Here is a 17,892-nt window from a genome sequence, read left to right on the forward strand (position 1 = left end):
GACTGGAAATCCCCGTTCCAGTAACCTAGGCAAAGAAGCAGCCCTTCGCAAGGCGCTAAGGTCATTTAACGATGCTCACTGTCGATACCCTCAAGCGCCTGCATGTCTCGGTTTCATTCGAGTTGGCCGATGGAGAATGCATTGCGCTGCAAGGGCCGTCCGGCGTCGGCAAGAGCCTCTTGCTGCGCGCCATTGCCGATCTTGATCCGAATGAAGGCTCCATCAAGCTGGACGGCACGGCGAGAGAAGCCATGCCGGCTCCCGCGTGGCGAAAGAAGGTGACTTACGTCGCCGCTGAGCCCGGCTGGTGGGCGGACACCGTGCAGGAGCACTTTATCGCCTGGCGTGAGGCGCTAGACCTGGTCGAAAAATTGGGCCTGCCGTCCAGCTGCGGGACTTGGCCGATCCGCAGACTTTCCACCGGCGAGAAGCAGCGGCTCGGGCTTGTGCGTGCTCTTCTGTTGCAGTCGCGCGTGCTCTTGCTGGATGAGCCCACGTCGGCCCTCGATCCGGAATCGACCGCCTCCGTCGAAGCCATTGTCGCCGAGCGTGTGTCGACCGGCACAAGCGTCGTGTGGAGCACTCACAATGGCGCCCAGGCCAGACGCGTCGGATCGCGCTTGTTCATGATGTCCAGTGGTCGGATCGAGGAGCATTTGCTTTGAGCTATATCCAGCTCGGCTACAACGATCTGATCCTGCCTGCGCTCCTCGTCGTCATGAATGGCGCACTCTCGCTTCTGCTGCATCTCAGGCTCGAATGGCAACTTGCTGTCGCGAGCGTGCGAATGGTGGTTCAGCTTGTGCTCGTCGGTTATGTGCTGACGTTTCTGTTCGCTGCCGTATCGCCGTTCTGGACCGCGCTCGCGGCCTTCATCATGGTCTTATTCGCATCGCGCGAGATCGTCGTTCGTCAGAAGCGACGGTTGCTGGGTCTTTGGACCTACGGCTTGGGGACAGGGTGCACTTTGCTCGCTGCCGGTACCGTCACGATGTTTTCGCTTCTTACGCAGCTACGTCCGGAGCCCTGGTATCATCCGCGCTATGCGCTGCCGCTGTTGGGAATGATCCTCGGCAACACCATGACCGGGGTAAGCCTGGGCCTGGACGTGCTCGTCAACGGTGCGATGCGCGAACGGGCTGCGGTCGAATCCTGCCTTGCGCTGGGAGGCACGCGCTATCAGGCACTTCTCCCCGTGATCCGGGATGCGCTGCGAAGCGGTTTTATGCCGACCATCAACGGCATGGCGGCGATTGGCCTCGTTTCTCTCCCCGGGATGATGACCGGGCAGATCCTCGCGGGCGTCGAACCGGTCGACGCCGTCAAATATCAACTCCTGATCATGTTCCTGATTGCAGGCGGCACGGGACTGGGAACGCTTGCGGCAGTCCTCGGTGGTGGACGTCTGCTCACCGATCGCCGGCATCGATTGCGCCTGGATCGGATCGCGAGCGAAAAGTAGATGGAATCACCGCAAATCGAGGAGATCACGTAACTCGTTGGGAATCGATTGTCTGCGCTCGAAGAGATCAATGTTGTCGTCTGCCGGGGCGCGAGCGGTCTCGAGCCGGGCATGAAGGTGACCCAGCACAGCAGTCGAAGCCTCAGGCGCCCAGCGAGCTCGTTGCCTTCGACAGGACTTGAATGCCACGCCGGGCAACCTGTCGTAGTCGTTCGAACTTCGCAACAAAATCAGTGAGTTACGCCGTTCTGGGGTCTTGGCGTGGCAAGTCAGACATAGCGCTTCTCGGGTACCTCAGCGGCTACCCGATGGCCGGCGGGTATCTTCCAAAATGCCGCGCACCGCATCGATCTCTTTGCCGAAGCCTGCCCAGTCACCGGATTTCAACCGCTCCATGGCCTGGTTGTAGTGCGCAAGCGCCTCCTGCGCGCGTGCTGCCGCGGAACCTTCGGTTGGTGTTTCCGCGGTCACACCCGACGCTGCCGGGGAGGGGCCGCTGTCCACAAACAGTGCCGACAGGGCCTCGCCAAGCGTTTCCCTCATGACGACATGCTCACCATAGGCGGCAATCACGCGCTTGAGCTCCGGCAAATGTCCTTGCTCGGCTCGCAAATACAGTGGCGACACGTAAAGGATCGAATTCTCGATCGGGATCACGAGCAAGTTTCCCCGGATCACCCGTGACCCCATCTGGTTCCACAGTGATATCTGCTGGGAGATCTCCGTGTTCTGATGAATTCTCGCCTCGATCTGGAACGGCCCGTAGACCAGCTTCTCCTTTGGAAATTCGTACACGATCAGCTTGCCATAGCCGGGCTCATCGCAGCGCGCGGCAAGCCAGGCGATCATGTTGTCGCGACGGCTCGGCACCATCGGGATCATGAGAAAGAACTGGGCTTGCGCTTCTCCAGGCAGTCGCATGATGATGTAGTAGGGGGCCATCACGGTCGTGCCGTCCATTGAAGAGACGCCGTCGCCGGCCGGCTGACGCGGGAATTGCCAGAGGTCCTCGCGGTTATAGAAAACATCGGCTGCCTCCATGTGGTAGGTCTGGAACAGCCGCGCCTGGATGAGGAACAGGTCTTCGGGATAGCGAATGTGCTTTTGAAGATCTGCCGGCATGGCCGCGAACGGCTTGAACAGGCCCGGGAAGATTCGGCGATAGGTCGCGGCGATGGGATCGGCTGGGTCCATCAGGTAGAAGTCGACCGTGCCGTTATAGGCGTCGATCACGGCCTTCACCGAATTTCTTATGTAGTTAAGGTTGGGGCCGGGCACGGGCTGCGCGTAGGGAAAATATTCGCTGGTCGTGTAGGCGTCCTGGATCCAGAACATGCGGCCCTCGCTGATCACCAGATAGGGATCGCGATCCAGCGTGAGAAAGGGGGCGATCGTGTCGACCCGCTTCCGGATGTTGCGCCGGATCATGATCCGGCTGCCATCGCCGATGTAGTCTGAAAGAAGCAGATTTACGTCGTTGAAGTGGTGGGCGAAGATCAGGCGCCGCACCATGCTCGACAGCGGGACGCCGCCGGCGCCGTCATAGGACGCATAGACGTTGTCCTTTCCTTTGGGATAATCGAACTCCGGCACGGTTGCCTTGACGATGACGTAGTCCTCGGTCTGCAGCCCGTAGTAGATGCGCGGCTCGCGAATGTCGGGACCTCCCTGTGCAACCGGAGGAACATCGTGCAGGTAGAGGAGCGGAAGCCCTTCGCCGCTCTTCTGGGTGACCGGACTCAGCACCGCACCATTGCCGTGGGTGAACAGGATGTGACGGTTGACCCAGGTCTGCGCGTTGGGCGGCAGAAGGTCGGAATTCAGCTCGCGCGCCGAGAGCATCACGCTCTGGTAGGTGCCGCCGAGCCAGTAGCGGTCGACATCGAGGTTGCGCAGCTTGTAGTAGGTGCGGATCTCCTGCAATTGCGCGTAAGTATCGGCCAATGGTTGCCAATCCCACAGCCTTATGTTCTCGATCGTCGCCTTGTTGGCGTCGAGCGTGCTGAAGGTCAGGGTCTGCTCCGCAGGGAACGGCTTCGGTGAGATTCGATTGAGATTGTAGGCCTCCCGGGTCAGCGCGATGTTGCGTTCGATGTAGGGACGCTCCCAGTCCAGCTCGTTTGGCCTGACATAGAAGCGCTGAAAAACTGCGGGGATGACGCCCGATAGCAGGAAAGCGGCGCTGAACAGCAGCGCAATGGCGGCGGTGGGGAGGCGGTAGGTACGAACCCACAGGTTCGCCCATGCGGCCAAGGCGGCGACGATCGACAACGCGATCAGGATCCACAGGACCGGCAATTCGACGTGGACGTCGGTATAGCCTGCGCCGACCACCACGCCGTTGTCGCCGAATAGCAGGTGGTAGCGGTCGAGGCTGTAGGACCACGCCTTCACGCCGAAGAAAAAGCCAAGCAGCGCCGAACCGTGGGAGATCGCCGCCGGCGATATTCGCTGCGCCCGGTCCTCGATGTCGCCATGCACCCAATAGACAAATCCGGCGAACAGTGCGCTCATGACGAGCGTCAGCATTGCCCAATTCTTGACGGCGACAAACGCGGGCAGGGAGAAGAGGTAGAAACCGATATCCTTGTCGTACAGGGGATCGCTGCTGCCGTAGGGCACCTGATAGATCAATCGGAGCAGCGTGCCCCAGTTGCCGACCTCGCCCCAGGCGACAAACAAGGCGACGAGGCTGCTGCTGACGGCGATCACGCCGCGCCACGGCAGCCGCTCGCGCAGGAATTCGAGCGGATCAGGCTGAGCCGCAGCGGCCGCAAGTGTTGGGACAAATGCCGCAGGCAATCGGGTTTGCTGCCCGGCAAGACCAAGCGCAAGCCGCGCGTTCGCCCACAAGATGGCGGCGGTCGCCGCGAAAACAACAAGGAAGACGGCGGCTTTCGCGCCAATTGTGGTCCAGAAGACCTCGTTGTAGCCGATCGACGAGAACCACATCCAATCGACCAGAAAATCGCCGACGAGAGCGAGTAGGATCAGGCCGATTGCGGCGATGATGGCCGCGATGATAAATCCCACCACAGCGCTTCGCCCTGGTGCCTTCCGTTCGGGTCCTGAAATCCCGATCGTCATAGTGACATTATAGCAGAACGACGGACGTGGCGCGCCTGTCGCGGTGGCGACGCACCCGCTTTTTTCTCCGCCCTCTACGACCGTTCAGTTCGCGGATATCCGTTTCAACCGTTCTGCTCGCTCAATGAGCCTGCGCGCGTTGCGGTATGTGGGCACTCCGACCCAAAGCCCGTCGACCAAGGCGCGATCTTCCCCGCGCGCACGCGCCGCGTCGAAGCCGTCGACTATCGCGCGTGCTCGAGTCACCTCGTCTGCGCTAGGGGTAAATACCGCGTTGAGCGCTCCGGCGTGCGCGGGACGTACCAAGGACTTGCTGCGATAGCCAAGACGGCGTGACAGAGTTGCCTCGCGAACCGCGCCCTCAGCGTCGCTGAACGTGTAGGGTGCATCGATTGGTTCAATGCCGGCTGCGCGTGCTTCCAGGACGAAACGTCGGCGCGCATGGTCTAGCTCGATCGCATCGGCGCCTCGCTCGGCGCACAGATCATTGGCCAGGTCCTCCGCTCCCAGCAATGCGCAGCGAATTCGAGAGCTGCCTGCAGCGATCGTGCGAACTTCAACGACGCCCAACGCAGTTTCGCAGACTGGCAATATTTCAGTCCTCTTTGCAGCGATGTTGAGCTCTTGCTCCCAATGAGTAATCGCCTGGTCCAAAGCCCGCATCTGCCCAGCGCTATCGCTCATTGGGTACGCGATCACGTCGGGGCCAGCCTTCATGGCTGCAGCGAGGTCGACTGTGCCGTCAGTCAGCCTCCAAAGCATGATGCGAATTGCCGCAATGCACCTGCGGTCGCGGCAGTCTTGAACAAAGCGGGCCAGTAATTCGCGTGCGTTGCCACGTCGTTCCGGCGGCGTGAAGTCTTCCAGGTCGACGATCAGTGCATCCGCGCCGCTATCCAGCATGCTCTCATGGGCGGCGCGGTCGGCGCCTGGGCCGAAAAGCCAGGTGCGGCGAAGGTCTGGATCAAGCATAGGAGCGGCATCCATTAGATCATTCGCATGTTAGGACTAGCGACCGATTGCGATCAAGCAGGGCGCGGGATGTCCCGGACACGATCATGGCTTCGGGCGCGAGCCCCGCAGTGCTACGCAGCGAGCGGAATCTCGATGGCTATCTGAGTTCCTGGGCCAGGCTTGCTTTCCAGTCGAAGACGCCCTCTGAGCGACGAGACGACGAGGTTGAACGCAATGTGCAGCCCGAGACCGGTATTGCCACTCTCGCGACGTGTCGTGACGAAAGGATCGAAGATGTGTGTCTGCAAGTCGGCGGGAATGCCGACGCCTTCGTCGGAGCAGACAAGCCGAACCGTTTCCGGCTCCTGCTGATCGACCGCTATCGCAAATCTGCCGCCTCGTTTGTTAGGGTAAGCGTGTCCTGCAGTATTGAGAGCCAGGTTGCTGATCACCTGAGCAAGCGCTCCGGGGTAGCTGTTCAACTTGATTCCTGACGGGCATTGCACCTCGACGACCAAACCATGGTGCGACAGGAGCGGTCCGAGCTTGACCATCAACTCAGACAGCCAGTCCTTGAGTTCAAAAGTCCGGCGATCCTCATCGGCTTGATTGACCGCAACCTGCTTGAAGCTATGCACCATTTCGGATGCCCGGTGCAGACTATCGAAGGTCAAGTGAAGCCCTTGCTTCAACCTGCTAATTCCCTTCATGAGGTCGGATCGCCGGACCGCGGCTCCGCTCAATACATCAGACATTGTCTGCAGGTCAGTCTGCATGGCTGTGGAGGTCGTCAAGGCTAGGCCTAGCGGGGTGCTGACTTCGTGCGCAACGCCGGCCACGAGCTGGCCGAGCGAAGCGAGTTTTTCGGCTTGCACAAGATGGGCCTGGGTTGCGCGCAGATCGCGGAGTGATGTTTCCGAGCGCTCCTTTTCTCGCTGCAATGCCTCGGACGTTCGGAATTGCTTTCTCGCCCGGTACTCGCGCGCAGCCACCCCGTAGAGCGACAAAGCGTAAGCGTTCAAGACAAGAGAATGATTGATGAATCTCAGGCCCGGCGGCAGCGTCGGCGCGAATGTCTCGGCGACGATCAGCGCCCCCCACGACAGCAAGCAGAAAATCGCCAGCGAGCCAATCCGCAATGGCAGCATGGTCGAGACGAACAGGATGATCATCATCATGCCAGGAGCGGCAAACGTGAAGCCCGACGGCAGGACAAGATAAATGCTCGGCAGGATGCAGCCTGGGATAACACAATAGACGAGGAAAATCGTCTCCGCCCGTGGTTTCATCGATCGTCTGGAAAGCAGAGCGGTCAGCGGGAGCAGCACGAGCACGGCAGTGCCGCCACGGATTGCAAGCGTGGTCGAAACGATTTCGGGGTAGAGCACCCAATCCCAGATGGTGTAGCCGGCATAAGTGGCAGCGCCGAGCAGCATCGCGATCTGCGTCCACCCGAGGTTGCTTCGAACGTATCGGTCAACAAACCGCCGCTCCTCAATATCGTCTTCGAAGCGCAGTCCCAAACGTATCAATAGGGCAAGCATTCCAACATCAATCGCTAAAGGATGTATTTGACGTCTCTACGACAGGTTTAGGGCCGCGTCGCTGACAAAGATGTCGCGTTCGCCGCGAGCTGCCCAAGCTGGAGCGGCGACATTGCGGGCGATGAAGATCGGAATCCCCGTCTACGACGGCGTCGGCATGCTCGACATCGCCGGCGCACTGTACATGTGCTTGGTCTGCAAGGGGGCGATGTTGCTCGCGGCCTCGGGGCGTCGCGACGACCAATGGGCGACGACGCATTGGGCCTTCCTCAAATGCTCCACTGCGCTCTTCCCAAAGGTGAAGGTAGCCGAAGGACACGCACGTTTGGTGCTGGATCGTCATCGCCTGACCGGAGGCGGAATTTCGGCCGGTCGCGATGAGGCCCTGATGTTGATCACGCTGCTCGCGCACGGAGCTGGCGCGCCAGGTGCAGCAAAACACCCAGCACTATCTGGACCCGCCTGTTCGTAGTGCGATCCCGTCAACGCCGCAATGTCTTCGGGCGTAAAGCCCGCGGCGCGAAACGATAGGTCCGTCGGGCTGTCTAGTCTATCGCTAACCATCTGATATGTTGAGGTTTTCATCGGCCGCGCTGATCCGCCCGGACCGGTTCGCGGAACCCTTTCGTTGCATCTGCGTTATCTCGGCATGACTGAAGACCTGTCCTTCCGACGCAAACCTTTGACTCCCGAACAGCGCCAGGCGCGCGATGCGGCACGCCGCATCGAGGCCGAAAAGGCCATGCGCGATCATGAAGCGGCGCAGAAGGCGTTTCACGCCAACCGGGAACGGCTGAAAGCCGAACGTCTCGCGCGTGAAGCGGCGGCCGCAAAGGGCTGAGCCGGTCAGGCCTTCGCGCCGAAAAACTCCCGAATCGATCGCCGAAGCAGTGCCCCGGCCGATACCGGAGACTAGTACCGGTTTGACACCCGGGTTGGGCTCAGAGCCAGCTTGAGCGCCTGGACAGCGTCTGCGAATGCGCCGCGGGGAGATTGTGCCTCGATCGCTTCGGCTGCGATGCGACAATCGTCGGCGACCTTGAGCAGCCCGCTTCGCGCGAGATCCATGGTGGAGAGGGCGGCCTGCTCCAGGCAGAGCCGTTCAAGCCGTCGAAACTCCCGCAGCTCTTTGTTCATGCGTCAGCTCTCGATGTCTCGGGCGCATGCGGCGCCGAGTCTGCCTAACGAATGGTAAACAACCCCATCTAGCCGACGTAACTGGCGCAAGGCTGGTGGCGCCGCGAACACACCGGTGCGCGGCACGCCTGCAGGCTTGACGGCGTTTGCCTTCCGCCGGAAGATTCAAATGATCATCAACTGACCTGAACCATGGAGACGTTCGCTCCCAGCCAGTCCGACCCCCAGCAGCGAAACGCAATGGAGCTGACCATGACCACGTTCGACAAGCGCGAGCAGGGCTTTGAGGCCAAATTCGTCCAAGACGAGGAGCTCATGTTCAAGGCCGCGGCCCGATCCAACAAGCTGCTCGGGCTCTGGGCCGCAGCCCAGCTCGGGCTCAGCGGCGACGCCGCAGCGAGTTATGCGACGGTGCTGGTGACGGACCATCTGCAAAGTCGGACGATTGACGATGTCGTCGACAAGGTATCCGGCGATCTCGCCGGCACGGGGATAGCGCGCGAGCAGGTCGCGCAGAAGCTTCAGGAATGCCTTCACCAGGCCATGCAGCAGCTCCAAGCAGGCAGATGAAAGAGGCGGGCCGCTGCGCCTCACTCGGCCTGCTTACGCGCGCCTGAATCGCTGAGCTTGTCGACGAAGGCGATCCCGATCGCAACGCGACGAAGGTAAGGTGGATTATGCCGATGATGGCCATCGCGAGCTCGATCTTCAGGACGCTCGCATTGACGCGGCCGAGCCATTCCGGCTCGTCGGAATGCCCCTGCAGGTCGAGCCGCGAGACGAACGTTTCGTAGCCGCCGGCGATGGCCACCACGAGCGAGATCATCACGACATTGATCAGCGCGAGCACGCTCATCGGACGCGAGACCGCGCGCCGCCACCTGCAGATCACGCGGCCACGTGCTATCGTCCGGGATGGCCGCCGCGCTACGGCTTCGATCGGGAGGGGAAAGTGAGAAGCGTCTTTGGCAAAGGGTCGGGGAGGATCACGCTGGTTGCGGCGGTGATGCTTGGCGTCGGTGCCGCCGAGGCGTCGGCAACGCCGCTAACGCCGTTTCGCTACGAGGCGCAGGCACAACGCCATTGTCCGCACGACCAGGTGGTCTGGCTGGATTTCAGGAAGGGCGTTTACTACGGCAGGGGCCAGAAGCTTTATGGCCAAGGGTTTGATGGCAGCTTCGTCTGCCGGAGCGAGGCCCGCGATGGCTTCTACCGCCGCTCGCTTTTGGGCCTGCGCTGAGCGGCGCGTGATTCGAAATTCGCGGACGGGGGCCGACTATTTCTGGCCCTGCAGCTTCACCGGCACGTGCGGGGAGGTGCTGATGACACGGGGACTCCCGTCAGGATAGGTGCGGTCGCCGCGGATCAAGGATTCCAGGACCAGAAAGAATTTCTCAGCAAGCATTTGCGTCACCCTCATTGGTGATGGCCTCTTGAAATGAGTCGAGGCGCCGAACGCAGAAATTCAATCAACTAAACGGGAGCATGGGCAACGCGGACAAGGTCGGATGCTGCGTCGCGGTGTAGTTGTGGTTAGAAAAAGGGAAAGTTGTGGTGGTGCTCAGCCGAAGGCCAGTGCCACAAGGCTCGAGCAAAGAAGAACCAACCCGCCGGCGGTCAATGCCAGGAAGCCATCGGATACGAGGTCATGGTTACGCATGGGACACCTGCCGCTCTCGTTTTCAATGCTCGATCGGATTGATTAAGATTATCCGAACGCGCCGTCTGAAAGAGGTGATGCTTGCCGCCCGCACGAATGGCCTCAGGCCCGCGTGCGGTAACCTTCAAACGCATGAGCCAGGAAGATCCCCGCGCTTACCAGACCCATCAGTGCCGAAACCGTCTCGATCATCGTCAATTTCCATTCCGCCCCTGCCAGCCGAGAAAACGCGTGCGGCCTTGCACAGTCAAAAGAATTCCGGTGAGCGCCGAGACAATGGGGGTGGAGTGAGGATTCGGCGCAACAGCCTGTCCGGGAGTGGCACAGAACAGGGGGGCCCGCGCTCCGTAGATGAACGGGGAGAAGCGAACGCCCTGTTTACCATACCGGTGCGATCGCTGTGGGCTCCCCATTTCCGCCGTGTTCAGGTTGCGATATCGTTACGACTTCCGACGCGGTGGTGGGCCGCCTCGGAGCAAGGGACCGGACCGCGCTCCCCGTGGCCAAAGCGGGTTGGATGCGCGCCTCCGGCGAAATGGTATTGGGGCGAATGGGGATCCGACGGTCAGATTCGGTTTTGCGGGTTGCGCGCGGTGTCGCGGCGGCTGCGACATGCCTCGCGGTCGCCAATTGCGCGTCCTCCAACAAGTTCGCCAGCCGCGTCGATCCGAAATACGGCGTGTCCTCGAGCCCCCGGGTGGTGGCCTGGGGTGATCCAGTCCCGAAGGGCGGCGGCACCTATCGCGTCGGCAAGCCCTATGTCGTCGCGGGCCGGACCTACGTGCCGGAGGAGGACGTCAACTATCGCGCCGAGGGCATGGCGTCCTGGTATGGCGACGATTTCCACGGCCGCCTGACCGCCAATGGCGAAGTGTTCGACATGGGTTCGCTGACAGCGGCGCATCCTACCTTGCCGATGCCGTCCTATGCGCGGGTGACTAACGTGGCGAACGGCAAATCGCTGATCGTCCGCGTCAACGATCGCGGGCCATATCACGGCAACCGGCTCATCGATGTCTCGAACAAAGCCGCCGAACTCCTTGAATTCAAAGGCCATGGTGTCGCCAAGGTCCGTGTCGAATATGTCGGCCGGGCACCGCTCGAAGGCTCCGACGACCGCCAGCTGATCGCGACCCTGCGCACCGGGATTCCGGCGCCGTCGCCCTCGATGGTCCGGGTCGCTTCGGCTAGGCCGTTCGTGCCCGAGCTGCCGTCGTCGAGCCGTGGCGCCGTTCGCGGCGAGGTTCCAATGCCGGAGGGGCGGCCCTACAATCTCGGCAACACCTCCGTCGACATGGCTTCGCTCAATGCGACCTCGGAGATGTCAGCGTCGAGCCGTAGCCGGGGCCGGGCGCTCCAGAACGCGCGGGCCGTGTCCTATGACGAGGACGGCCGCTACGCGACCGAGAGCGCGCCGTCAGCCGCCTATGGCTCGGACGGCGTCGCCGAGGCCCGCAGCATCCTGAGTGGCCGCGGCCTCTATTAAGCGATCATCGCTCCATTGACGGCCGTCTGTGTCCCAGCCTCGGCGCGGGTTCAGAACGGCACCTGAGCACGTCCCCTGAAGGTCCAGACCTGCGTGTTGCCGCCGACGCCGCCGAGCTCGGCACCGACGCCAAGGGTTGCGCCGCTCGCAAGCCGCGCACCGACGCCGCCCGTCACCCGCGCTGACCAGCCCTGAAGCAGCGGCGTCGAGGCGAGCGGGACGCCGCCCGCGGCAACGATCGCGGCAGCCTGGTCGTCGGTGAAGTAATAGTCGGCATATAGGCCGACATAGGGTGCGAGCAGCACGTTATCGAGCCATTGCACGGGGTAGCTCACCTTGTTGCCGGCCGAGGCGCGGCCGTTGGCAAAGTTGTGGGCAGACTGCTGGATGCCGAGCGAGTCGACATAGGCATTTTCCCGCTCCCACAGCGCATAGACCTTGGCCGAGGGCTCCACGTAGAAGCCGGCCCATTTATAGGTGCCGGTGAAGCCGGTCGAGACCAGCCACCGATTGCCGTTGAAATTGCCCTGTGCCGTGCCGGCTAGACCGTCATAGCCGATGCCGGAATAGGCCACGGCGGCGTCGTAGCGCAGCGTCGGGATGATCTTCCAGCCGAGATAGGCGCCGACCGTCCAGCCATCGCCCTTGAGCTTTCCGTTGACGCTGTCGTCGGTGTAGCTGAAGTTTTCATAACCGCCGAGCACGCCTACGAGCAGGTCCGGTCTGGCGCGATAGGTCAGCCCCATCAGCGCGTTCACCTGCTGGCCATGGAGCGAGGCCTGGTTGACCTGGCCGACACCAAAGGAGTTCGATGAATTCCAGCGATCGACGCCGCTTCCACGGATGTCAGCCCAGAGCAGCCATTGCTTGTCCTGGTGCCATTTCGGCACCGCCTTCCGCGGCATTTGTTGGTCGATCGCGGCGAATGCATCGTCGACGCGCGAGCCGCCGCGCCGCCCGCGTCCGCCGCCGTCCGGGCCCGCATTGCGCTCGGTGCCATACGCACTGCGTGAGGCACCGCTGCTGCCCGCTGCTGCATCATCGTCATCGCGCGGATCGGCGGAGAAGTTGATCCGCATGCGCCCATTGCCCGGTGTGACGAGCGAGCCGCCATCCGTGGTGAACCCATCGGAGATGGCGTCGTCGATGGCCCCGGAAATGGCTTGGCCGGAATTCTGCGCCACCGCCTTGGTCACATTGAGCTGCAAGGCGCGCAGCTTGAGACTGTCGGCGGGCACGTTCACGCTTTGCGCCAGCGCGGTCGACGTGCTCGGTGCGAACAGCGCGCTGCCGCCGTAGCTTGAGGTGACGGTGTGGTTGCCGACGGCAAGCGCCGACGTCGTGAACGTGGCAACGCCCCCGCTCAGGGTTCCGGTGCCGATCGCGCTGCCATTGTCGCTGAAGGTCACCGTGCCGGTCGGCGTGCCGCCCGCGCCGGCGACGGTCGCGCTGAATGTCACGGGCTGGCCGAACTGGCTCGGATTGAGCGACGAGGTAAGGGCGACCGTGGTGGCGACCTGTCCGACGGAGAGGCTGAAGGTCGAGCTGGCCGTTGCGCTGTTGGTATCGGTGACCGTGACCGTGAAGGTCGTCGTCGGTTGCGGCGTGGTCGGCGTGCCGCTGAGTGATCCCGTGGCGGTGTTGAAGGAAAGGCCGGCGGGCAACGCTGGGGAGATCGCATAAGTTAGTGCGCCGGTTCCGCCCGAACCGGTCACCGGCGTAAATGGCGTGACGGCCTGGTTGATCGGCAGTGCTTTGGACGGAACGGCCGTGGTCGCTGTCACCGCACCGTTGACGGTAAGGCTGAATGTGTTCGTCGCGGTCGCGCTGTTGGCATCCGTCACGGTGACGGTGAACGTGGTGGCTCCGATCGTCGCGGTCGGCGTGCCGGAAATGCTACCGTTCGACGTACTGAACGTGAGACCTGCGGGCAGGGCGGGCGATACGCCGAAGGTGAGCGGCGCAGTGCCGCCGCCGCCGGTGACCGGCGTGAACGTCGTTACGGCTTGATTGGCAGTCAGCACGGTCGAGGGCACCGCTTGTACGGCCGTCACCGCGCCGCTGATGGTCAGGCTGAACGAATTGGTCGCGGTCGCAGAGTTGGCATCCGTCACAGTGACGGTGAACGTCGTCGCGGCGAGCGTGACCGTCGGAGTGCCCGTGATCTGCCCCGTGCTCGTATTGAAATTCAGCCCGGTCGCCAGGGCCGGTAAAACCGAGTAGGACAAGGGAGTCGAGCCGCCCGCGCCCGTCACCGGTGTCACCGGCGTCACCGCGTGATTCTGGGTCAGCGGGATCGAGGGGACAGCCTGGGTTGCCGTCACCGGGCCAGTGATGGTCAGGCTGAACGTGTTGCTTGCGGCCGCACTTTTGGTGTCGGTCACGGTCACTGTGTAGATCGTGGTTGAGCTTACCGCACTAGGCGTGCCGGTGACCTGCCCGTTGCTGGTATTGAAGCTCAAGCCGGCGGGCAGCGTCGGCGAGACGACGTAGACGGGGGGTGCCCGTGCCGCCGGCACCAGTCACCGGCGTGAATGGTGTCATGGCATGTCCGACCGTGCCTGTGGCCGCTGCGACCGCCTGGGTTGCCGTCACAGCGGCGTTGACCGTCAGGCTGAACGTATTGCTCGCAGTCGCCAAGTTCGTGTCGGTCACCGTGATCGTGAAGCTCGACGCCGTTTGCGTCGCTGTCGGCGTACCCGAGATGGCGCCCGTCGAGCTGTTGAGCGTCAGGCCGGTCGGGAGCGATGGTGAGACGGCATAATTGAGCGGCGCGGTGCCTCCGCCGCCCGTAACCGGCGTGAACGGTGGCGTGGCGTGATTTTGCGTCAGCGTAACCGCAGCGATCGACTGCGTCGCGGTGACCGCGCCGTTCACGGTCAGCGAGAATGTCGCCGACGCGGTGGCGTTGTTCGCATCGGTGACAGTGACAGTGAAGGTGGACGTGGCGAACGTTGCCGTCGGCAAGCCAGTGATTGCGCCGTTCGCGGTGTTCAGGTTCAGCCCCGCCGGAAGTGACGGGCTGATCCCGTAGCTGAGCGGCGCCTTTCCGCCGCCGCCGGTCACCGGGGTGAAACTGGTCGCAGCCTGGTTCACCGTGAGCGTCTTCGACGCCACTGCTTGCGTTGCGTTGACGGCAGCGTTGACCGTCAGGCTGAACGTATTGCTCGCCAGCGCGTTGTTGGCATCGGTGACGGTGACGGTATAGGTCGTAGCCGCGCTGGTTGCGGTCGGCGATCCCGTGATGGCGCCGGTCGCCGTATTGAACGTGAGGCCGCTCGGCAGCGCCGGCGAGATCCCGTAGGTCAGCGGCGCCGTGCCGCCCGATCCGGTCACGGGCGTGAAATTGGTCGTGGGCTGATTCTGCGTCAGCGTCTGGGATGCGATCGCCTGCGTCGCGGTTGGTCCGGTGACGGTCAGCGGCGTGGCCGTCGTGGCGGCGCCTCCGGTTACGGCGCTGGGACCGGAGGCTGAAACCGTCCCTGTCGTATAGGAGTAGCTGCCGGGGGTCGTGGACGACACGATGAGCGTTACCGTGCAGCTAGAGCTGGAATTGAGGCTCGCGCCGCTCAGGCTGAGGCTGTTGCCGGCAAACGTCGCCGTGCCGCTGGTACAGGTCGTTGCCGGACTGCTGCCGTTCAAATTCACGGGCAGCCCACTTGCCACGACCGCAAGGCCGGTGAGCGTGAAACTGTTCGGATTGGTGATCGTCAGTGTCAGTGTCGAGGTCGAGCCCGACGCGGTCGTGATCGAGGTTGGCGAGAATGCCGCAGTGATGGTCGGAGCAACAGCGGGCAGGTTGACCGTGATCGTGAACGAGGTGTCGGTGAATGTAGGCGTGAAATTACACGTGTTGCCTGGATTGCAGCCGCTCGCGTACCAAAGCGTGATCGTGTCGGTGCCGCCTCCTGAGAGGGAGTTTATCCGGATATCGTATTCATCAGTGTGGTTTTGGTTGGCTCCGTTGTCGACAGGAACGAGCGTATAGGTGGCCTTGGCCGACGTATAGTTCAGGTTCGTTAAAGTCACACCTCCGGCAGTCATCGGATAGTTGTTGAAAGCGTCGATGTTCGGATTGGCGCCGTTCGAGGAGCCGTAGAGACCAAACGAAACCGTAGCGTTGGTCACGCAAAGACCGACCGCGTTGCCTGCGCCGGTCCCGTTGATCGTGATCGTTGCGCCGGAGCCCGTGCCGCTCGTGAAATTGCACGCAGCGTTGGCCGCCACCATGGCGCTGAGCATCAGGATGGCCGCGATGCAGATGCGCTGGGCCGTACTCCAAAGGGTCCGCAATGTCCGCCGAGGTTCAGCTCGGCTTCTGCGCGCCGCGTCCGCCAACTCCCCGGTTACTGCTGGCACGGCCGCAGCAAACGCGTGACTCACCGATCCCCCTCGCGGCAGCTCTCGACAGCAGAGCTTCCGTCCCGAAATTCCTGATCGCGAAATGACTCATGTATATCTTCGCTTGCATTTAGGAGCGGACGCCGCACGCAAATGCAAGCGAGCGCAGGCGCAAGCGTCTCGAAAACCCATCTTGTGAAACTAGTTTCCGGCGAACCGTTGCATTGTGGCAACAAAAGTATGCTTGCGTAACAATTGCCGGAATGACGTAAAGACCATTTGTGGTTGTTCACCCGCTTGACTGTCAACATGGGCTGTTCAACAATCTAAGCGAGTGGACCACACAGAGTTCATTTTTATTTATGCATCGCTGTCGTTCTCACGTCAGCGCGCGACAGGCCGTCTGATTTTTGGGGGAAGGGGTCATGCCGTACCAGCCGATTCTCGGCCAGATCATGCCTTTTGCGGGTGCCGTGATTCCCAGAGGCTGGGCGCCTTGCAACGGCGCATTGTTGGCGATCCAGACCAATCAGGCGCTGTTCTCGTTGATCGGTACCTATTACGGCGGTGACGGTGTCCGAACCTTTGGGCTCCCGGATCTTCGCGGCCGTGCCATCCTCGGCTCGACTGGCAACGGCGGCCAGTATCCGGTGGGCATGACCAGCGGATCGATGTCGGTCACTCTCACCGTGCCTCAGCTACCGAGCCACAATCACCTGATCCAGGCGGTTGCGACGAGCGGAAGCGGACGTGGTGCTCCGCCTGCCAACAACATTTTTGGCACGAACACGCTGCCGAGCGATAACCCGAAGAAGATATTTGGGACAGCCGGGAGCGCCGAGACGCCATTGGCATCCGGGACCAATCTGGTGAACGAAGGCAGTGGGCAGGCGCACAACAACATGCAGCCCTACCTCGCGATCAGCTATCTGATCGCAACGCAGGGGGCTTATCCGTCGCGAAACTGATCGGCCGCGCAGCGGCATGTTCGCAAACGAAATCCGTCCACATCAATTTCGAATAGTTGCGCATTCACCGATCGGATCGGAACGGGGCGCATAAGCAAGGGATCATATCCGATGGCAGATCCATTTGTCGGCGAGATTCGGTTGATTGGCTTTCCGCGAGTGCCGGATGGTTGGTTCGCGTGCAACGGGCAGTCGCTGGCGATTGCGCAACATCAAACGCTTTTTACCGTCATCGGCACCACCTATGGCGGGGATGGCGTCAACACCTTCAACCTTCCTGATCTTCGCGGCCGCGTTGCGATGGGACAGGGGCAGGGGACAGGCTTTCCGAACTATTTGCTGGGTCAGAATGGGGGCGAGGAAACCACACGTTGATCGAAGCCGAAATGCCGGCCCATAGTCATGCGCTGATGTCCTCGACGGCAACGGGAACGACGCCTACGCCCGCACAGACCGTCCATCTTGCCACCGCCTCGGCAGGCAATCTCTATGCGCCGGCCGCTAACGCCGGGACCTATGCGACGATGGCCGCCTGCGTCACCACAGCGGGCACCAGCGTCGGGCACAACAACATGATGCCCACCGTCGTTGCCAATTACTGCATCTGCAACGACGGCATCTTTCCCACGGCCGGCTAATCTGCTCGCCAGCGAGTCTGCCATTCAGTCTCAAGGAGCGCCACCATGTCGGATCCGTACGTCGGAGAAATTCAAGCTTTTCCGTTTCCCTTCGCGACGGCCGGCTTCAACAGTGCCTGGCTGCCTTGCTTGGGCCAGCTCCTGCCGATTCAGCGTTACACTCCGTTATTCGCGCTGATCGGCACTTATTATGGCGGCAATGGCACGACCAACTTCGCGTTGCCGAACCTGAACGGTTCGGTTGCGATCAGCCAGGGCCAAGGTCCGGGATTACAGAACCGCGTCATCGGCGAGGTCGTCGGCAGTCCGACGGTCAACCTGACTTCGGACCAGATGGCCAGGCACACGCACGCCTTGCAACTCGGCGCCAGCAACGCCGAGAATGCCGCGCCGGGTCCCGGGACGGCTTCGAACATGGTGGCGATCAATCCCCAATTCAACGGATTTGTCGCTCCGCCCGGCAATCTCACCCTGGCCGCCAACGCCGTCACGTTCACCGGGCAGGGCCAGCCCCACGATAACATGCAGCCCACCCAGGCTATCGTGTGGTGTATCGCCTATGCGGGAATCTTTCCGTCCTTCGGCACCTCCTGAACGATCTGGCGCCGCGCGCGC

The 17,892-nt window shown here is 62.1% G+C and carries 18 protein-coding genes and 1 pseudogene; 11 read left to right on the forward strand and 8 right to left on the reverse strand.

Translation table 11 applies throughout. The annotated features are described in order from the left end of the window. Nucleotides 1–71 precede the first annotated feature (71 nt). Together AC629_RS21780 and AC629_RS21785 are read left to right on the forward strand one after the other, a co-directional pair. On the forward strand, nucleotides 72–665 hold the full coding sequence (locus tag AC629_RS21780; RefSeq protein WP_084807037.1) for an ABC transporter ATP-binding protein: 594 nt from the start codon (nucleotides 72–74) through the stop codon (nucleotides 663–665). Next, the gene (locus AC629_RS21785) at nucleotides 662–1,462 is read left to right on the forward strand and encodes an ABC transporter permease (protein WP_084807038.1); all 801 of its coding nucleotides are present in this window, start codon (nucleotides 662–664) and stop codon (nucleotides 1,460–1,462) included. Before AC629_RS21780 ends, AC629_RS21785 begins: the two co-directional genes overlap by 4 nt. Nucleotides 1,463–1,756: 294 nt before the next feature. Here AC629_RS21785 and AC629_RS21790 read toward each other — a convergent pair whose 3' ends face one another. The 3 genes from AC629_RS21790 to AC629_RS21800 form a co-directional block, all read right to left on the reverse strand. Next, a complete protein-coding gene (locus AC629_RS21790; RefSeq protein WP_084807039.1) occupies nucleotides 1,757–4,549 on the reverse strand; it encodes a UPF0182 family membrane protein in 2,793 nt (930 codons plus the stop codon). A gap of 84 nt (nucleotides 4,550–4,633) precedes the next feature. Then, the gene (locus tag AC629_RS21795) at nucleotides 4,634–5,521 is read right to left on the reverse strand and encodes an HpcH/HpaI aldolase/citrate lyase family protein (RefSeq protein WP_168195555.1); all 888 of its coding nucleotides are present in this window, start codon (nucleotides 5,519–5,521) and stop codon (nucleotides 4,634–4,636) included. Nucleotides 5,522–5,634: 113 nt separating this feature from the next. After that, a complete protein-coding gene (locus AC629_RS21800; protein WP_084807041.1) occupies nucleotides 5,635–7,047 on the reverse strand; it encodes a sensor histidine kinase in 1,413 nt (470 codons plus the stop codon). A 112-nt stretch (nucleotides 7,048–7,159) separates the two neighbouring features. Here AC629_RS21800 and AC629_RS21805 point away from each other — a divergent pair, with 112 nt between their 5' ends. Both AC629_RS21805 and AC629_RS21810 read left to right on the forward strand, forming a co-directional pair. After that, nucleotides 7,160–7,519 carry a type 1 glutamine amidotransferase family protein gene (locus tag AC629_RS21805; protein ID WP_245331953.1) on the forward strand — a complete coding sequence of 120 codons (360 nt, stop codon included), beginning with the start codon at nucleotides 7,160–7,162 and terminating at the stop codon, nucleotides 7,517–7,519. A 177-nt stretch (nucleotides 7,520–7,696) separates the two neighbouring features. Then, nucleotides 7,697–7,888 (forward strand): hypothetical protein, encoded by a 192-nt coding sequence (locus AC629_RS21810; protein ID WP_074119983.1) that lies wholly within the window; start codon nucleotides 7,697–7,699, stop codon nucleotides 7,886–7,888. A gap of 71 nt (nucleotides 7,889–7,959) precedes the next feature. Here the strand turns inward: AC629_RS21810 and AC629_RS21815 are convergent, their stop codons facing one another. Next, the gene (locus AC629_RS21815) at nucleotides 7,960–8,184 is read right to left on the reverse strand and encodes a hypothetical protein (RefSeq protein WP_084807042.1); all 225 of its coding nucleotides are present in this window, start codon (nucleotides 8,182–8,184) and stop codon (nucleotides 7,960–7,962) included. 252 nt (nucleotides 8,185–8,436) lie between these two features. Here AC629_RS21815 and AC629_RS21820 point away from each other — a divergent pair, with 252 nt between their 5' ends. Then, nucleotides 8,437–8,754, forward strand: a complete 318-nt coding sequence (locus AC629_RS21820; RefSeq protein ID WP_084807057.1) for a DUF1476 domain-containing protein — start codon at nucleotides 8,437–8,439, stop codon at nucleotides 8,752–8,754. Between the two features lie 20 nt (nucleotides 8,755–8,774). Here the strand turns inward: AC629_RS21820 and AC629_RS21825 are convergent. Continuing rightward, nucleotides 8,775–9,040 (reverse strand): annotated as a pseudogene (locus tag AC629_RS21825) (YqhA family protein); the annotation flags it as partial. Nucleotides 9,041–9,190: 150 nt separating this feature from the next. On the opposite strand from AC629_RS21825, the gene AC629_RS21830 reads away from it, so the two are divergent. Continuing rightward, entirely contained in the window at nucleotides 9,191–9,424 is a 234-nt protein-coding gene (locus AC629_RS21830) for a hypothetical protein (RefSeq protein WP_245331958.1), read from the forward strand. 36 nt (nucleotides 9,425–9,460) lie between these two features. Here the strand turns inward: AC629_RS21830 and AC629_RS49900 are convergent, their stop codons facing one another. Then, on the reverse strand, nucleotides 9,461–9,589 hold the full coding sequence (locus AC629_RS49900; protein ID WP_283847345.1) for a hypothetical protein: 129 nt from the start codon (nucleotides 9,587–9,589) through the stop codon (nucleotides 9,461–9,463). An 805-nt stretch (nucleotides 9,590–10,394) separates the two neighbouring features. Here AC629_RS49900 and AC629_RS21835 point away from each other — a divergent pair. Then, nucleotides 10,395–11,330, forward strand: coding sequence for a septal ring lytic transglycosylase RlpA family protein (locus tag AC629_RS21835; RefSeq protein ID WP_084807044.1), 936 nt, complete (start codon nucleotides 10,395–10,397; stop codon nucleotides 11,328–11,330). Between the two features lie 50 nt (nucleotides 11,331–11,380). On the opposite strand, the gene AC629_RS48890 is transcribed toward AC629_RS21835, so the two are convergent. After that, entirely contained in the window at nucleotides 11,381–13,849 is a 2,469-nt protein-coding gene (locus AC629_RS48890) for a putative Ig domain-containing protein (RefSeq protein ID WP_245331954.1), read from the reverse strand. Beyond that, on the reverse strand, nucleotides 13,749–15,623 hold the full coding sequence (locus AC629_RS48895; protein WP_245331955.1) for a beta strand repeat-containing protein: 1,875 nt from the start codon (nucleotides 15,621–15,623) through the stop codon (nucleotides 13,749–13,751). The genes AC629_RS48890 and AC629_RS48895 overlap by 101 nt, the downstream gene beginning before the upstream one ends. A 473-nt stretch (nucleotides 15,624–16,096) precedes the next feature. Here AC629_RS48895 and AC629_RS21845 point away from each other — a divergent pair, with 473 nt between their 5' ends. The 4 genes from AC629_RS21845 to AC629_RS21855 all read left to right on the forward strand — a co-directional run bounded on the left by AC629_RS21845 (nucleotide 16,097) and on the right by AC629_RS21855 (nucleotide 17,871). Beyond that, nucleotides 16,097–16,639, forward strand: a complete 543-nt coding sequence (locus tag AC629_RS21845; protein ID WP_084807045.1) for a phage tail protein — start codon at nucleotides 16,097–16,099, stop codon at nucleotides 16,637–16,639. Between the two features lie 111 nt (nucleotides 16,640–16,750). Then, complete coding sequence (locus AC629_RS48900; RefSeq protein WP_245331956.1) at nucleotides 16,751–17,014, forward strand: phage tail protein; 264 nt, start codon at nucleotides 16,751–16,753, stop codon at nucleotides 17,012–17,014. Next, nucleotides 17,011–17,277 (forward strand): hypothetical protein, encoded by a 267-nt coding sequence (locus AC629_RS48905; protein WP_245331957.1) that lies wholly within the window; start codon nucleotides 17,011–17,013, stop codon nucleotides 17,275–17,277. Before AC629_RS48900 ends, AC629_RS48905 begins: the two co-directional genes overlap by 4 nt. A 45-nt stretch (nucleotides 17,278–17,322) precedes the next feature. After that, nucleotides 17,323–17,871, forward strand: a complete 549-nt coding sequence (locus AC629_RS21855) for a phage tail protein (protein WP_084807046.1) — start codon at nucleotides 17,323–17,325, stop codon at nucleotides 17,869–17,871. The last annotated feature ends 21 nt before the right edge of the window (nucleotides 17,872–17,892 follow it).

It is taken from the genome of Bradyrhizobium sp. NAS80.1, from assembly GCF_001908205.1.
GTDB lineage: Bacteria > Pseudomonadota > Alphaproteobacteria > Rhizobiales > Xanthobacteraceae > Bradyrhizobium.

What these genes read in the sequence shown, in the direction of transcription:
- AC629_RS48900 (WP_245331956.1), top strand. Translation starts at nt 16,751, where the DNA reads ATGGCAGATCCATTTGTCGGCGAGATTCGGTTGATTGGCTTTCCGCGA.
- AC629_RS21810 (WP_074119983.1), top strand. Translation starts at nt 7,697, where the DNA reads ATGACTGAAGACCTGTCCTTCCGACGCAAACCTTTGACTCCCGAACAG.
- AC629_RS21820 (WP_084807057.1), top strand. Translation starts at nt 8,437, where the DNA reads ATGACCACGTTCGACAAGCGCGAGCAGGGCTTTGAGGCCAAATTCGTC.
- AC629_RS21780 (WP_084807037.1), top strand. Translation starts at nt 72, where the DNA reads ATGCTCACTGTCGATACCCTCAAGCGCCTGCATGTCTCGGTTTCATTC.
- AC629_RS49900 (WP_283847345.1), bottom strand. Translation starts at nt 9,589, where the DNA reads ATGCTTGCTGAGAAATTCTTTCTGGTCCTGGAATCCTTGATCCGCGGC.
- AC629_RS21815 (WP_084807042.1), bottom strand. Translation starts at nt 8,184, where the DNA reads ATGAACAAAGAGCTGCGGGAGTTTCGACGGCTTGAACGGCTCTGCCTG.
- AC629_RS21790 (WP_084807039.1), bottom strand. Translation starts at nt 4,549, where the DNA reads ATGACGATCGGGATTTCAGGACCCGAACGGAAGGCACCAGGGCGAAGC.
- AC629_RS21835 (WP_084807044.1), top strand. Translation starts at nt 10,395, where the DNA reads ATGGGGATCCGACGGTCAGATTCGGTTTTGCGGGTTGCGCGCGGTGTC.
- AC629_RS21855 (WP_084807046.1), top strand. Translation starts at nt 17,323, where the DNA reads ATGTCGGATCCGTACGTCGGAGAAATTCAAGCTTTTCCGTTTCCCTTC.
- AC629_RS21795 (WP_168195555.1), bottom strand. Translation starts at nt 5,521, where the DNA reads ATGCTTGATCCAGACCTTCGCCGCACCTGGCTTTTCGGCCCAGGCGCC.
- AC629_RS21830 (WP_245331958.1), top strand. Translation starts at nt 9,191, where the DNA reads ATGCTTGGCGTCGGTGCCGCCGAGGCGTCGGCAACGCCGCTAACGCCG.
- AC629_RS21800 (WP_084807041.1), bottom strand. Translation starts at nt 7,047, where the DNA reads ATGCTTGCCCTATTGATACGTTTGGGACTGCGCTTCGAAGACGATATT.
- AC629_RS21845 (WP_084807045.1), top strand. Translation starts at nt 16,097, where the DNA reads ATGCCGTACCAGCCGATTCTCGGCCAGATCATGCCTTTTGCGGGTGCC.